Source organism: Pseudomonas bubulae (assembly GCF_037023725.1).
In the GTDB taxonomy this organism is placed as follows: Bacteria; Pseudomonadota; Gammaproteobacteria; order Pseudomonadales; family Pseudomonadaceae; genus Aquipseudomonas; species Aquipseudomonas bubulae.
Map to the genome: position 1 here is coordinate 2,112,980 of NZ_CP146077.1, position 13,718 is coordinate 2,126,697.

Annotated in this window: 16 protein-coding genes; 15 read left to right on the forward strand and 1 reads right to left on the reverse strand. The window is 59.3% G+C overall.

Features of this window, described 5'->3' with window-relative positions:
- Positions 1-48 precede the first annotated feature (48 nt).
- The 3 genes from rluC to V6L81_RS09855 are packed head-to-tail and all read left to right on the forward strand — an operon-like array spanning position 49 to position 2,673.
- On the forward strand, positions 49-1,011 hold the full coding sequence (rluC, locus tag V6L81_RS09845) for a 23S rRNA pseudouridine(955/2504/2580) synthase RluC (protein WP_095003150.1): 963 nt from the start codon (positions 49-51) through the stop codon (positions 1,009-1,011).
- On the forward strand, positions 998-1,663 hold the full coding sequence (locus tag V6L81_RS09850; RefSeq protein ID WP_095003151.1) for an HAD-IA family hydrolase: 666 nt from the start codon (positions 998-1,000) through the stop codon (positions 1,661-1,663). Before rluC ends, V6L81_RS09850 begins: the two co-directional genes overlap by 14 nt.
- Before the next feature lie 20 nt (positions 1,664-1,683).
- The gene (locus V6L81_RS09855) at positions 1,684-2,673 is read left to right on the forward strand and encodes a S49 family peptidase (RefSeq protein WP_095003152.1); all 990 of its coding nucleotides are present in this window, start codon (positions 1,684-1,686) and stop codon (positions 2,671-2,673) included.
- A 336-nt stretch (positions 2,674-3,009) separates the two neighbouring features.
- On the opposite strand, the gene V6L81_RS09860 is transcribed toward V6L81_RS09855, so the two are convergent.
- Complete coding sequence (locus V6L81_RS09860) at positions 3,010-3,588, reverse strand: nucleoside triphosphate pyrophosphatase (RefSeq protein WP_095003153.1); 579 nt, start codon at positions 3,586-3,588, stop codon at positions 3,010-3,012.
- A gap of 105 nt (positions 3,589-3,693) precedes the next feature.
- On the opposite strand from V6L81_RS09860, the gene V6L81_RS09865 reads away from it, so the two are divergent.
- From V6L81_RS09865 to V6L81_RS09920, 12 genes are all read left to right on the forward strand, one after another.
- A complete protein-coding gene (locus V6L81_RS09865) occupies positions 3,694-4,221 on the forward strand; it encodes a YceD family protein (protein ID WP_016779948.1) in 528 nt (175 codons plus the stop codon).
- 13 nt (positions 4,222-4,234) lie between these two features.
- Positions 4,235-4,417, forward strand: coding sequence for a 50S ribosomal protein L32 (gene rpmF, locus V6L81_RS09870; RefSeq protein ID WP_003442519.1), 183 nt, complete (start codon positions 4,235-4,237; stop codon positions 4,415-4,417).
- Positions 4,418-4,421: 4 nt separating this feature from the next.
- Positions 4,422-5,432 carry a phosphate acyltransferase PlsX gene (plsX, locus tag V6L81_RS09875; RefSeq protein ID WP_095003155.1) on the forward strand — a complete coding sequence of 337 codons (1,011 nt, stop codon included), beginning with the start codon at positions 4,422-4,424 and terminating at the stop codon, positions 5,430-5,432.
- Positions 5,433-5,558: 126 nt separating this feature from the next.
- The gene (gene fabD, locus V6L81_RS09880) at positions 5,559-6,497 is read left to right on the forward strand and encodes an ACP S-malonyltransferase (RefSeq protein ID WP_095019641.1); all 939 of its coding nucleotides are present in this window, start codon (positions 5,559-5,561) and stop codon (positions 6,495-6,497) included.
- A gap of 16 nt (positions 6,498-6,513) precedes the next feature.
- Positions 6,514-7,257, forward strand: coding sequence for a 3-oxoacyl-ACP reductase FabG (gene fabG, locus V6L81_RS09885; RefSeq protein WP_016779951.1), 744 nt, complete (start codon positions 6,514-6,516; stop codon positions 7,255-7,257).
- Between the two features lie 191 nt (positions 7,258-7,448).
- Complete coding sequence (acpP, locus tag V6L81_RS09890) at positions 7,449-7,685, forward strand: acyl carrier protein (RefSeq protein ID WP_016779952.1); 237 nt, start codon at positions 7,449-7,451, stop codon at positions 7,683-7,685.
- A gap of 111 nt (positions 7,686-7,796) precedes the next feature.
- Positions 7,797-9,041 carry a beta-ketoacyl-ACP synthase II gene (fabF, locus tag V6L81_RS09895; protein WP_029611296.1) on the forward strand — a complete coding sequence of 415 codons (1,245 nt, stop codon included), beginning with the start codon at positions 7,797-7,799 and terminating at the stop codon, positions 9,039-9,041.
- Positions 9,041-9,859: an aminodeoxychorismate lyase gene (pabC, locus tag V6L81_RS09900; RefSeq protein ID WP_095019642.1), complete on the forward strand. Its 819-nt coding sequence runs from the start codon at positions 9,041-9,043 to the stop codon at positions 9,857-9,859. The genes fabF and pabC overlap by 1 nt, the downstream gene beginning before the upstream one ends.
- A 3-nt stretch (positions 9,860-9,862) precedes the next feature.
- A complete protein-coding gene (gene mltG, locus V6L81_RS09905) occupies positions 9,863-10,957 on the forward strand; it encodes an endolytic transglycosylase MltG (RefSeq protein WP_095019643.1) in 1,095 nt (364 codons plus the stop codon).
- 12 nt (positions 10,958-10,969) lie between these two features.
- A complete protein-coding gene (gene tmk / locus V6L81_RS09910) occupies positions 10,970-11,602 on the forward strand; it encodes a dTMP kinase (protein WP_095003159.1) in 633 nt (210 codons plus the stop codon).
- A complete protein-coding gene (locus tag V6L81_RS09915) occupies positions 11,595-12,581 on the forward strand; it encodes a DNA polymerase III subunit delta' (protein WP_095019644.1) in 987 nt (328 codons plus the stop codon). Before tmk ends, V6L81_RS09915 begins: the two co-directional genes overlap by 8 nt.
- A 33-nt stretch (positions 12,582-12,614) precedes the next feature.
- A complete protein-coding gene (locus V6L81_RS09920) occupies positions 12,615-13,397 on the forward strand; it encodes a TatD family hydrolase (RefSeq protein WP_338660643.1) in 783 nt (260 codons plus the stop codon).
- Positions 13,398-13,718 lie beyond the last annotated feature (321 nt).

Sequence of the window (13,718 nt, forward strand, 5' to 3'; positions counted from 1 at the left end):
CAATGATTAAGTGCTTCAATTCCATAAAAAATTGTTATCATTCACGGCATGACGACGACTACCCCCCCGACCCCCAGCGTCCAGCTGCTTGAGGTCTCGCCGGAATATGCCGGCCAACGCATCGACAACTTCCTTCTTGCTCGGCTCAAGGGTGTTCCCAAGACCTTGATTTACCGCATTTTGCGTAAAGGCGAAGTGCGTGTGAACAAGGGCCGGATCAAGCCCGAGTACAAGCTGCAGGCCGGCGATATCGTGCGCGTGCCGCCGGTTCGCGTGCCTGAGCGCGACGAGCCGGTGCCTGTGGCCCAGGGTTTGTTGCTGCGCCTTGAAGCGGCCATTGTCTATGAAGACAAGGCCCTGATTATATTGAACAAGCCAGCAGGCATCGCCGTGCACGGCGGCAGCGGCCTGACCTTTGGCGTGATTGAAGCCTTTCGTCAGATGCGCCCGGACGTCAAGGAGCTGGAGCTGGTGCATCGCCTGGACCGTGACACGTCCGGCCTGCTGATGATCGCCAAAAAGCGCAGCATGTTGCGTCATTTGCACGAGGCCCTGCGCGGCGACGGTATCGACAAGCGTTATATGGCTCTGGTGCGTGGCAACTGGGCGGCGTCCATCAAGCAGGTGCGTGCGCCGCTGATGAAGAGCAACTTGCGTTCGGGTGAGCGCATGGTTGAAGTCAACGAAGACGAAGGCAAAGAGTCGGTCACTGTGTTCAAGGTGCTGCGCCGCTTTGGTGATTTTGCAACCATGGTCGAAGCGCGACCGATTACCGGGCGTACTCACCAGATCCGTGTGCATACCCTGCATGCCGGGCATTGCATTGCCGGCGACAGCAAGTACGGTGATGAGGGGTTCTCCAAGGAAATCCGCGACCTGGGCGGCAAGCGCCTGTTTCTGCATGCCTACATGCTGACCGTGCCGATGCCCGATGGGACTGAAATGAAATTCCAGGCCCCGGTCGATGAAATGTGGGCCAAAACCGTGGAGCGTCTGAGTGCCCCTTACTGAGTACAAGCTGCTCATTTTTGACTGGGATGGCACGCTGGCTGATTCCATTGGTCGGATTGTCACGGCGATGCAGGGTGCGGCGCAACGTGCGGGGCGTCCGGTACGTGATGCGCAGGCGGTCAAGGGGATTATCGGTCTGGGGTTGCCTGAGGCGATCCTGACCCTTTACCCCGACATGCCCCCGGAGCAGGTGATTGCCTTCCGCCAGCACTATGCCGATATTTATATCGCCATGGATGCCGAGCCTTCGCCGTTGTTTGCGGGAGTCCGGGAATCGCTGGAAGCATTCCGTGCCCAGGGCTATCGTCTGGCGGTGGCCACGGGCAAGGCCCGTCGTGGCCTTGATCGTGTGCTCAAGGCCCACGGCTGGGAGGATTTCTTCGATATCACCCGTGCTGCAGACGAGACCGCCAGCAAGCCTGATCCGTTGATGCTCAATCAGATCCTGGCTCATTGCGATGTGTGTCCGCAGCAGGCGTTGATGGTGGGTGATGCGTCCTTTGATTTGCTGATGGCGCGCAATGCGGGTATCGACTCGGTTGCGGTAGGCTATGGTGCTCAATCGATGGAGCGCTTGCTGACGTTCGAGCCCCGGTTGGCAATTGACAGTTTTCCCGAGTTGCGTGCCTGGCTTGATCGCCAGGCTAATTAAGATCTTTGCTGGGGTAGTGCATGGTCGATCAATGGAAGGCGCCCTCTGCGGCTGAAAACACTGTCGGTGGTGACAAAAGCTGGCAGTTGCTGGAAAAAACCCTGTTGGCGGGCATTCAGGAGCAGCGCCGCTCGCGGCGCTGGGGCATTTTCTTCAAGGTGTTGATGTTCTGCTACCTGATTGCGGTGTTGTTGCTGTTTACCCCGTTGGTGAGTATGGAGCGCAGCGCTGTCGGCGGTTCCAGCTACACCGCGCTGATCGATGTGCGTGGTCCGATTGCCGATAAGGAGCCGGCCAGTGCCGACAATCTGGTCACCAGCCTGCAGGCTGCGTTTGACGATCCGCGGGTCAAGGGGGTGGTGCTGCGCATCAACAGCCCGGGCGGCAGTCCTGTGCAGTCGGGTTATGTCTACGATGAAATCCGTCGCCTGCGTGGGCTGCATCCCGATACCAAGGTGTATGCGGTGATTTCCGATCTGGGGGCATCCGGGGCTTATTACATTGCCAGTGCTGCTGATGAGATCTACGCCGACAAGGCCAGTCTCGTCGGGTCGATTGGCGTGACGGCGGCAGGCTTCGGTTTCGTCGGTGCGATGGACAAGCTGGGTATTCAGCGTCGTGCTTACACGTCGGGCGACCACAAGGCGTTCCTGGATCCGTTTGAGCCGGAAAAGCCGGATGAGACCAAGTTCTGGCAGGGTGTGTTGAATGTGACGCACCAGCAGTTCATTGACAGCGTCAAGCAGGGGCGTGGCGATCGCCTGAAAGACAAGGAGCACCCGGAGCTGTTCTCGGGCCTGGTCTGGACGGGGCAGCAGGCGCTGCCGCTGGGGTTGATTGACGGGCTGGGCAATACCAGTTCGGTTGCCCGTGACGTGATCGGCGCCAAGGAGCTGGTGGACTTCACGGTGCAGGAATCGGCTTTCGACCGCTTCTCGAAAAAGCTCGGTGCCAGCGTGGCTGAGCAATTGGCCATGTGGATGGGCTTTCAGGGGCCGACGCTGCGCTGATTGTTGAGTGCTTCAAACAAGCCGGCCTGAAAGAGGGCCGGTTTTTTTATGGCTGGCAAAAAGTTTAGAGGCTCTATGTCGCGTAGCAGCTGCCGAAGGAGCGAGGCTGCGTTCGGCGGCGAAGCCGTCGTGAAATCAGCTGGCGCGGTGCGTCGTCGAATTGCGATCATCGGGTTTACGACGGCTTCGCCGCCGAACGCTGTCTTCGTTCCTCGGCAGCTGCAGGAACACTGCAACTGTGGGAGCGAGCCTGCTCGCGAAGGTCGTTCGCGAGCAGGCTCGCTCCCACAATAGGGCTTGACCTGCAACAGAGTATCTACAGAGTGTCCGGCTTATTCATGGCAGGTGTACGCCCTCGGCAAGCAGCATGTCCACCAGTCGGATCAGTGGCAGGCCGACCAGGCTGGTGGCGTCATCGCCTTCGGTGCGCTGAAACAGGCTCACGCCAAGCCCTTCGGCTTTAAAGCTGCCTGCGCAGTCGTAGGGCTGCTCGGCGCGCAGATAACGCTCGATCTGCTCTGCGCTCAGGCTGCGCATGTGTACGGTAAACGGCACGCAATCGGTCTGATAATGGCCGGTCTGGCTGTTGAGCAGGGTCAGGCCGGTCAGGAAGCTGACGCTGGCACCGCTTGCCGTGGTCAATTGCTGGTGCGCTTTTTCGTAAGTGTGGGGTTTGCCGATGATCCGTCCGTCGAGTACGGCAACCTGGTCCGAGCCGATAATCAGATGATTCGGATGGCTGGCAGCCAGCGCGCGGGCTTTTTCCAGTGACAGGCGCTTGACCAGTTCGATGGCGGTCTCGCCTTGATGATGGCCTTCGTCGATATCCGGCGAGCTGCACGTGAAGGGCAGACGCAGGCGAGACAATAAATCGCGGCGATAAACCGAGCTTGAAGCGAGTAATAAAGGTAGCATGCGCGACTCCTGTAGGCAGTTGACGATTCTAATGCTCGTACGCAATGTCGCACAGACACAATTTCCTTTGACACGTGAAGGGGTCCTCCCTAGAATGCTGCGCCTATGTTGAATGACCCGATTCCACCTCACGTTGACCCGCGCAAATTGGCTGATCGTGGCACTACCCTTCAAGGTGAAGTGTTGCTGGCTGATTTGGAGAGACTCTGCGATCCGCTTTCCGACGATGTCGGTACGGTCCAGGCTAAATTTGTTTTTGAGCGCGACGAACGTAGATCTGTGGTAATACACAGCTCCATCGACGTCGAGGTCAAGATGGTTTGCCAGCGTTGTCTTGAGCTGGTCACCCTGCCGATCCACAGCGAATGCAGTTACGCCGTGGTGAAAGAGGGTGCGAATACCCAGTCGTTACCGAAAGGTTATGACGTGCTGGAACTGGGCGAAGATCCATTGGATCTGCATGCACTGATCGAGGAGGAGCTTTTGCTCGCCTTGCCCATTGTGCCTGCTCATCATCCGGAAGAATGCCAGCAGCCGGCGGGTCTCGATGAGCCCGAACCAGGCGAGGACGAGGTAACGCGGTCCAACCCGTTCAGTGTATTGGCGCAGTTAAAGCGTGACCCAAACGTTTAGGAGTTAATCAATTATGGCTGTTCAGCAGAACAAAAAATCCCGCTCTGCCCGTGACATGCGTCGTTCGCACGATGCTCTTTCGGCTAGCACTCTGTCTGTAGAAAAAACCACCGGTGAAATTCACCTGCGTCACCACGTATCGCCAGAAGGCGTATACCGTGGTCGTAAAGTGATCGACAAGGGCGCTGACGAGTAATCACTTGTCCGCTCAGGTCATCGCGATCGACGCAATGGGCGGGGACTTCGGTCCCCGCAGCATTGTTCAGGCCTGTATTGCCTGCCTGTCTGCTACTCCCTCGCTGCATCTGACCCTCGTTGGTCAACCTTCCCTACTTGAATCCCTGATCGCTGGCCATTCGGCTGTGGATCGCTCGCGCCTGTCTATTGTCCCGGCTTCAGAAGTCATTGCCATGAATGAGCGGCCTTCCCATGCCCTGCGCAGCAAGCCGGACTCGTCCATGCGCGTTGCTCTGGAGTTGCTCCGTGATGGCAAGGTGCAAGCTTGTGTCAGTTCCGGTAACACGGGGGCGCTGATGGCCTTGTCCCGGCATGTGCTCAAGACCTTGCCGGGCATCGACCGTCCAGCGATGGTGGCGGCAGTTCCGACCCAGACCGGCTACTGTCAGTTGCTGGATCTGGGGGCGAATGTCGATTGCACGGCCAGTCAGTTGTTCCAGTTTGCGGTGATGGGCTCGGTGGCGGCGCAGGCGCTTGGTGTGCCTCGTCCGCGGGTCGCCTTGCTCAATATCGGTACCGAGGACGTCAAGGGCAATCAGCAGGTCAAGGAGGCGGCGGCATTGTTGCAGGCGGCGCCGGGGTTGCACTACATCGGTTTTGTCGAAGGCGATGGGGTGTATCGGGGCGAAGCTGATGTGGTGGTGTGTGACGGGTTTGTCGGCAACATCATGCTCAAGTCCAGCGAAGGCCTGGCAACGATGATTTCGAGCCGGCTTGAGGCGGTGTTCAGGCGCAACCTGTTCAGTCGCTTCGTGGGCGTGCTGGCATTGCCGTTGATGCGGCGCTTGCAGGCGGATCTGGCGCCGGCGCGGCATAATGGTGCGAGCTTTCTCGGCTTGCAGGGCATTGTGGTCAAGAGTCACGGTTCGGCAGGTGCTCAGGGCTTTCAAAGTGCAATTGAACGTGCGCTGATTGAAATCCATGAAGACCTGCCAAAGCGTTTGTATGGGCGCCTTGAAGGGTTGTTGCCGTAGGCGTTTTAGCGGTCGGGCGCTTAAATGTGACCGCCCGGTCCAATCAGCCATCCAACTGTCAGTTTCTTGCGTCCGCCACGGCAGGACGTCAATTCTCCGACGACAAGATCATTAGGGGCTTGTTACATGTCTACATCCCTCGCATTCGTCTTTCCAGGGCAGGGTTCGCAGTCCCTCGGCATGTTGGCCGAGCTGGGCGCGGCACATCCGCTGGTCCTGGAAACATTTAAAGAAGCGTCTGACGCCCTGGGTTACGACCTGTGGGCGCTGACCCAGGAAGGTCCTGCCGAGAAGCTGAACCAGACTGATATCACCCAGCCTGCCATCCTTGCGGCCTCGATTGCCCTTTGGCGTCTGTGGCTGGCTGAAGGTGGCAAGCGTCCTGACTTCGTTGCCGGCCACAGCTTGGGCGAGTACAGCGCGCTGGTGGCCGCCGAATGCCTGACCCTGGCCGAGGCGGTCAAGCTGGTCGAGCGTCGTGGTCAGTTGATGCAAGAGGCCGTACCGGCCGGGCAGGGCGCCATGGCGGCGATCCTGGGTCTGGAAGATGCCGATGTACTGGCTGCCTGTGCTGAAGCTGCGCAAGGCGAAGTGGTCAGCGCGGTCAACTTCAACTCGCCGGGTCAGGTCGTGATTGCCGGGGCCAAGGCCGCTGTCGAGCGCGCCATGGAACTGTGCAAGGCCAAGGGCGCCAAGCGTGCCTTGCCGTTGCCGGTAAGCGTACCGTCGCACTGCGAACTGATGCGTCCAGCTGCCGAGCGTTTTGCCGAGTCCATTGAAGCGATCGACTGGAAAATGCCGGCCATTGCCCTGGTGCAGAATGTCAGCGCCGCGGTGGCAGCCGATTTGCCAACCCTCAAGCGCGATTTGCTTGAGCAGCTGTACAAGCCTGTGCGCTGGGTTGAATCGGTTCAGGCCCTGGCGGCCGATGGCCCGGTTGACCTGGTCGAATGCGGGCCGGGCAAGGTCCTGGTGGGCATCAGCAAGCGCTGTGCCGAAGGCGTTACCACTCACAATTTGAATACCCCGGATGCCTTCGCCGCTGCGCGCTTGGCTCTGGTCTGAATCAGGAGAAGCCTGCATGAGCTTGCAAGGTAAAGTTGCACTGGTAACAGGCGCAAGCCGTGGCATTGGCCAGGCAATCGCGTTGGAGTTGGGTCGTCAGGGCGCCATTGTCATTGGTACGGCGACTTCCGCTTCCGGTGCCGAGCGCATCGCTGCCACCCTGAAAGAAAACGGTGTTCAGGGCACTGGCATGGAACTCAACGTGACCAGCAATGAATCGGTTGCTGCGGTACTGGCGAGCATTCAGGAGCAGTTCGGCGCGCCGGCGATCCTGGTCAATAATGCCGGTATCACCCGTGATAACCTGATGATGCGCATGAAAGATGACGAATGGCATGATGTCATCGACACCAACCTGAACAGTCTGTATCGCCTGTCCAAAGGTGTTTTGCGCGGCATGACCAAGGCCCGTTGGGGACGAATTATCAATATTGGCTCTGTTGTGGGTGCCATGGGCAACGCTGGCCAAGTAAACTACGCCGCCGCCAAGGCAGGCCTTGAAGGTTTCGGTCGTGCTCTGGCACGTGAAGTGGGCTCTCGCTCGATCACTGTCAACTCGGTCGCTCCAGGTTTTATCGACACCGATATGACCCGTGAGCTGCCAGAAGCACAGCGCGAAGCCTTGCAGACGCAGATTCCGCTGGGCCGTCTGGGCCAGGCTCAAGAGATCGCAAACGTGGTCGCTTTCCTGGCATCCGACGGTGCAGCCTACGTGACCGGGGCTACAATTCCGGTCAACGGCGGGATGTACATGAGTTAAATGTGACGGATTGCTTCAAAAAAATGTCATACGAGCTGTCTAAAATCCGTTATAAAGCTGCAATCTTTTTATAGGTGGCCGGTTGTTGCGGGGTGAGTGCAAAGCTTTCAGTTGAAAAACCGAAAAGGCTTTCGATACACTTGCCCACTGGCCAGCTGCCTGAATTTGTCCATTAGGAGTGAAAACAAGGTATGAGCACCATCGAAGAGCGCGTCAAGAAAATCGTTGCCGAGCAACTGGGCGTTAAAGAAGAAGAAGTGACCAATGCCGCTTCCTTCGTTGAAGACCTGGGTGCCGACTCCCTTGACACCGTTGAGCTTGTGATGGCTCTGGAAGAGGAATTCGAGACTGAGATTCCTGACGAAGAAGCTGAAAAGATCACTACTGTACAAGCAGCAATCGACTACGTTACTAGCCACCAGGCGTAATAGTTTGTAATCGTTGCTCGCTGTCATGGAAAAACCGCACTGCCGCTCTGGCGTGCGGTTTTTTCTTTAGGTGTGATGCAAAGTGTCGTCAATAGAATAAAGGAGAGTGCTGTGTCGCGTAGACGCGTCGTAGTCACCGGTATGGGGATGTTGTCGCCACTGGGTGCGGATGTTCCGAGCACCTGGCAAGGCATTCTGGCAGGCCGTAGTGGCATTGGTCTGATCGAACACACGGATCTTTCTGCCTATTCCACCCGTTTTGGCGGCTCGGTACAGGGCTTTAACGTTGAGGACTACCTCTCCGTCAAAGAAGCCCGAAAACTTGACCTGTTTATTCAATACGGTCTGGCAGCCGGGTTTCAGGCTGTGCGCAATTCCGGCCTGGAAGTTACCGACGCCAATCGTGAGCGCATCGGTGTGGCAATGGGTTCGGGTATTGGCGGTCTGACCAATATCGAAGAAACCAGCCGTACCCTGCACGAGCAAGGCCCGCGACGGATTTCTCCGTTTTTTGTGCCGGGCTCGATCATCAACATGATTTCCGGCTTTCTGTCTATCCACCTGGGTACACAGGGGCCTAACTACGCCATCGCCACAGCCTGTACCACCGGTACGCACTGTATTGGCATGGCGGCGCGCAACATTGCCTACGGCGAAGCCGATGTGATGATTGCAGGTGGCGCAGAAATGGCTGCTTGCGGTCTGGGCATGGGCGGCTTTGGTGCTTCCCGTGCGCTGTCGACCCGCAACGACGACCCGACCCGGGCCAGCCGTCCGTGGGACAAGGGCCGTGACGGTTTTGTGCTGTCCGACGGTGCCGGCGCGCTGGTGCTCGAAGAGCTCGAGCATGCCAAGGCGCGTGGCGCGACCATCTACGCCGAGCTGATCGGTTTTGGTATGAGCGGTGACGCTTTCCACATGACCTCGCCTCCGGCTGACGGTGCGGGTGCGGCACGCTGCATCACCAATGCCTTGCGTGATGCCCGGGTCAACCCTGATCAGGTGCAGTACATCAACGCCCACGGCACCTCGACGCCTGCCGGTGACCTGGCAGAAGTTTCGGCGATCAAGTCGGTGTTCGGCGATCACGCCTACAACCTGGCCGTGAGTTCGACCAAGTCCATGACCGGTCACCTGTTGGGTGCCGCCGGTGCAGTCGAGGCGATCTTCAGCGTACTGGCCATCAACAGCCAGATTGCGCCGCCGACCATCAACCTCGACGAGCCTGATGAAGGCTGCGACCTGGATTTCGTGCCGCACACGCCGCGCGAAATGCCGATCGATGTGGTGCTGTCCAACTCGTTCGGTTTTGGTGGCACCAACGGCTCGCTGGTGTTCCGCCGGTACGCCGAGTAATGCAAAGCTGGGTCGACGGTCAACCGGCGAGCGCCCTGGCGTCGCTTAAAGACCGTGGGCTGGCCTATGGCGATGGGCTGTTCGAGACCATCGCCGTCAAGGCTGGCACGCCGTTGCTGCTGGAGCTGCACCTGCAGCGCCTGGCGCAAGGGTGTTCCCGGCTGGCGATTGTTGCGGATCAATCACTGATCCGCAGCGAATTGCTGGCTTACGCCCACGCGATGGGCGAGGGCGTCCTCAAGCTCATCCTGACCCGCGGCGACAGCCAGCGCGGTTATGGTATATCCCCCGGGGCCATGCCTCGAAGAATTCTGCAAGCCAGCCCGGCGGCTGCCTGGCCTGAAGCCAATGCGCTGCACGGTATCACCCTGTTCGACTGTGCCACCCGTCTGGCCGAGCAACCGCTATTGGCCGGGCTCAAACACCTCAATCGACTCGAACAGGTCATTGCGCGCTCCGAATGGCAAGACCCGGCCTGTGCCGAGGGCTTGATGCGCGATACCTCGGGGCGGGTGATTGAAGGTGTGTTCAGCAATCTGTTTATTGTGCGTGACGGCGTTTTGCTGACTGCCGACCTGCGCCGCTGCGGTGTGGCTGGTGTGATGCGGGCTGCACTGCTGGCCGAGGCCGGGCGCCTGGGCATCCCTTGCCATGTTACCGATATCAGCCTTGCGCAGTTGCAACAGGCCGATGAACTCTTTCTCTGCAACAGCGTATATGGCATTTGGCCGGTGCGCGCTTTTGCAGACCTTAGCTGGCCGGTGGGGCCGCTGACCCGTAAACTGCAAGGTATTGCTCGCACCTTACTGGATGTCTGATTCGTGAAACGTAAAATCTTGGTGCTGCTGGAGACAGGTCTGGTGCTGGCGGGCTTGCTGCTGGGCGTCAGTGCCTGGAAGCTCAACTCGGCGCTCGACCAGCCGCTGAACCTGACGCAAGAGCAATTGCTCGATGTCCCGGCCGGCGCCACGCCGACTGGCACGTTCAATCGACTGGAAGCTGACGGTACCCTGCAAGACGCATTCTGGCTGCGTCTTTACTGGCGCTTTAACCTTGAAGGCCAGCCTTTGCACAGCGGCGAATATCGCATGACTCCGGGCATGACCGCCCAGGAGTTGATCGGTGTGTGGCAGCGTGGTGAGGTGGTGCAATACAGCCTGACCCTGGTTGAAGGCTGGAACTTTCGCCAGGTGCGTAGCGCCCTGGCCAAACACGAAAAAATCGAACAGACCCTCGACGGCCTGAGCGACAGCGAAGTCATGGCCAAACTCGGGCACGAAGGGGTATTCCCGGAAGGGCGGTTTTTCCCTGATACCTACCGTTTTGTGCGTGGGATGACCGATGCCCAGTTGCTGGAAAAGGCCTACGACCGTCTGGATAAAGTGCTGGCCCAGGAATGGGAACAGCGTGACCCGGGCGTACCCTATACAACGCCATACCAGGCGCTGATCATGGCTTCCCTGGTGGAAAAAGAAACCGGCGTGCCACAAGAGCGTGGGCAAATTGCCGGAGTATTTGTGCGTCGGATGAAAATCGGCATGCCACTGCAAACCGATCCTACGGTGATCTACGGTCTGGGTGAGCGATACAACGGCAAACTGACCCGCGCCCATTTGCGCGAGCCTACGCCGTACAACACCTACACCATTCCCGGTCTGCCGCCGACACCGATTGCCATGGTCGGGCGTGAGGCCATTTATGCCGCACTGCACCCGGCGGATGGCACCAGCCTGTACTTTGTGGCCAAGGGCGATGGCAGCCACACGTTTTCCGATGACCTGGATGCGCACAACTCTGCTGTGCGTGAATTCCAGATCAAACGTCGGGCCGATTATCGTTCGAGCCCTGCGCCGACCCCCGCTGCTGAACCGGCAAGCGCCCCGGTCGAGCCGCAAAGTCCGAAAGACACTGATTAAGGATTGCCGCTTGTGACTGGCTTGTTTATTACCTTGGAAGGCCCCGAAGGCGCGGGCAAAAGTACCAATCGCGAGTACCTGGCAGAGCGTTTGCGCGCCGCAGGCATCGACGTGGTGCTGACCCGCGAACCTGGCGGCACGCCGCTGGCCGAGCGCATCCGCGAGCTGTTGCTCACGCCCAGCGACGACGCTATGTGTGCCGATACCGAGCTGTTACTGGTGTTCGCTGCCCGCGCCCAGCATCTGGCCGAAGTCATTCGCCCGGCGCTGGCCCGTGGTGCAGTAGTGCTGTGTGATCGCTTTACCGACGCCACCTATGCCTATCAGGGCGGTGGCCGGGGCTTGCCCCGTGAGCGCATCGCAACCCTGGAGACCTTTGTTCAGGGGGCTCTGCGCCCGGATCTGACCCTGGTGTTCGATCTGCCCATCGAAGTCGGCATGGCCCGTGCCAGTGCCCGCGGTCGCCTCGACCGCTTTGAGCAGGAAGGCCGCACCTTCTTTGACGCCGTGCGCAGTACCTACCTTGAACGTGCCAGGCTTGAGCCCGGGCGCTACCGCCTGATCGATGCCGCACAAACCCTGGAGCAGGTGCAGGGCCAGCTCGACGCCCTGTTGCCGCAATTGCTGGGCATGCACCGTGGCTGAGGCTTATCCGTGGCAAGACGGCCTGTGGCAGCAGATGGCCGGGCGCGCACAGCACGCTCATGCCTACCTGCTGCACGGCCCGGCGGGCATCGGTAAGCGGGCGCTGGCCGAGCGGCTGATGGCCAGCCTGCTGTGCAAACAGCCGGTCGGGCTTGAGGCTTGCGGTACGTGCAAGTCCTGTTCGTTGCTGGCGGCGGGCAGTCACCCCGACAACTACATTCTTGAGCCTGAAGAGGCTGACAAGGCGATCAAGGTTGACCAGGTGCGTGATCTGGTCAGTTTTGTGGTGCAGACCGCCCAGTTGGGCGGGCGCAAGGTGGTGCTGGTCGAGCCGGTGGAGGCGATGAACATCAACGCCGCCAACGCCTTGCTCAAAAGCCTTGAAGAGCCCTCGGGCAACACTGTCTTGCTGTTGGTCAGTCATCAGTCCAGCCGGTTGCTGCCGACCATTCGCAGCCGCTGTGTGCAGCAGGCCTGCCCGTTGCCAAGTGAAGCGCTGAGCCTTGAATGGCTGGCCCATGCGCTGCCCGATATCCCTGAGGCCGAGCGGGTCGAATTACTGACTCTGGCAGCCGGTTCCCCCCTGGTGGCCGTCAAGCTGCAGGCCCAGGGTGTGCGCGAGCAGCGTGCGGCGGTGGTTGAGGGGGTTAAAAAACTGCTCAAGCGCGAGTTGTCGGCCAGTCAGTTGGCTGAAAGCTGGAAAGCCATCCCGCTGCTGTTGCTGTTTGACTGGTTTTGCGACTGGTCGAACCTGATCCTGCGCTATCAACTGACTCAGGACGAGGACGGTCTCGGGCTGGAGGACATGCGCAAAGTGCTGCAGTACCTGGCGCAGAAGACTGCGCAGGACAAAGTCCTGACTATTCAGGACTGGATTCTTGCCCAGCGCCAGAAGGTCTTGAGCAAGGCCAACCTCAACCGTGATCTGTTGCTTGAAGCGTTGCTGGTGCAGTGGGCAGGCCTGCCCGGCCAGCGCTGATCTGACTGAATTGATAAACAGGTAATTTTTTGTATGCTGGTTGACTCCCATTGCCATCTCGATCGTCTTGATCTGAGCGCCCATGACGGCTCGCTGGATGCCGCCCTTGAGGCTGCGCGCCAACGTGGTGTCGGGCATTTTCTATGCATTGGCGTAAGCGCCGACAACGCGGCCGATGTCAAAGCCCTGACTGAGCGCTATGCCGATGTGGACTGCTCGGTGGGCGTCCACCCGCTGGACGTACAACCCGGTGCCGCACCGGCGCTTGACTGGCTGCTGGGCGAGTTGAATCACCCACGGGTGGTGGCCATTGGTGAAACTGGTCTGGACTACCACTACGAGCCTGAAGCAGCCGATTTGCAGCAACTGTCGTTCAGGGTTCACCTGGAGGCGGCACAGCAGACCGGCAAGCCGGTGGTGATCCACACCCGCGGTGCCCGCGCCGATACCCTGGCCATGTTGCGTGAGGCAGCGTTGCCGCAGGCCGGTGTGCTGCATTGCTTTACCGAAGACTGGGATATGGCCAAGGCGGCGCTGGACATGGGTTACTACATCTCGCTGTCGGGGATTGTGACCTTTCGCAATGCTGATGCCCTGCGCGATGTGGCCCGTCAGGTGCCTGCCGACCGGCTGCTGGTCGAGACCGACTCGCCTTACCTCGCCCCGATCCCCCATCGTGGCAAGCCAAACCTGCCGCAATACGTGCGTGAAGTGGCTGAGTTTTTGGCGATGTTGCGCGGTGAGTCCTACGAACGCTTTGCAGAGCAAACCACCGAAAACTTCAAGCGCCTGTTCCCGCTGGCACGGGTCAGATGATTGCGTGGCTTTGAGGGGGCGGGGTTGCTCGCGATGGGATCGCTGCGGTGTGTCTGCTAAACCGAGTTGCCTGTGTCGCGAGCAAGCCCGTTCCTACAGGTTTGGCGTTTAACTGAACAGCAGGCAAAAAAAACCCGGGCTCTGGGGAATCCGGGTTAAGACCATTAGGAGTAAAACAAAGGCACACATTCCATTGCGGCCAATATCGGCGCAGCACTTTGGGGGGGATGTCACGCCGACATGATAAGTATTGGTCAGCTTTGTCGAACGTCCAGCCGTAGCTGATCGTTTTTTAAACAGATTTGGAATACCCCAGCTTCG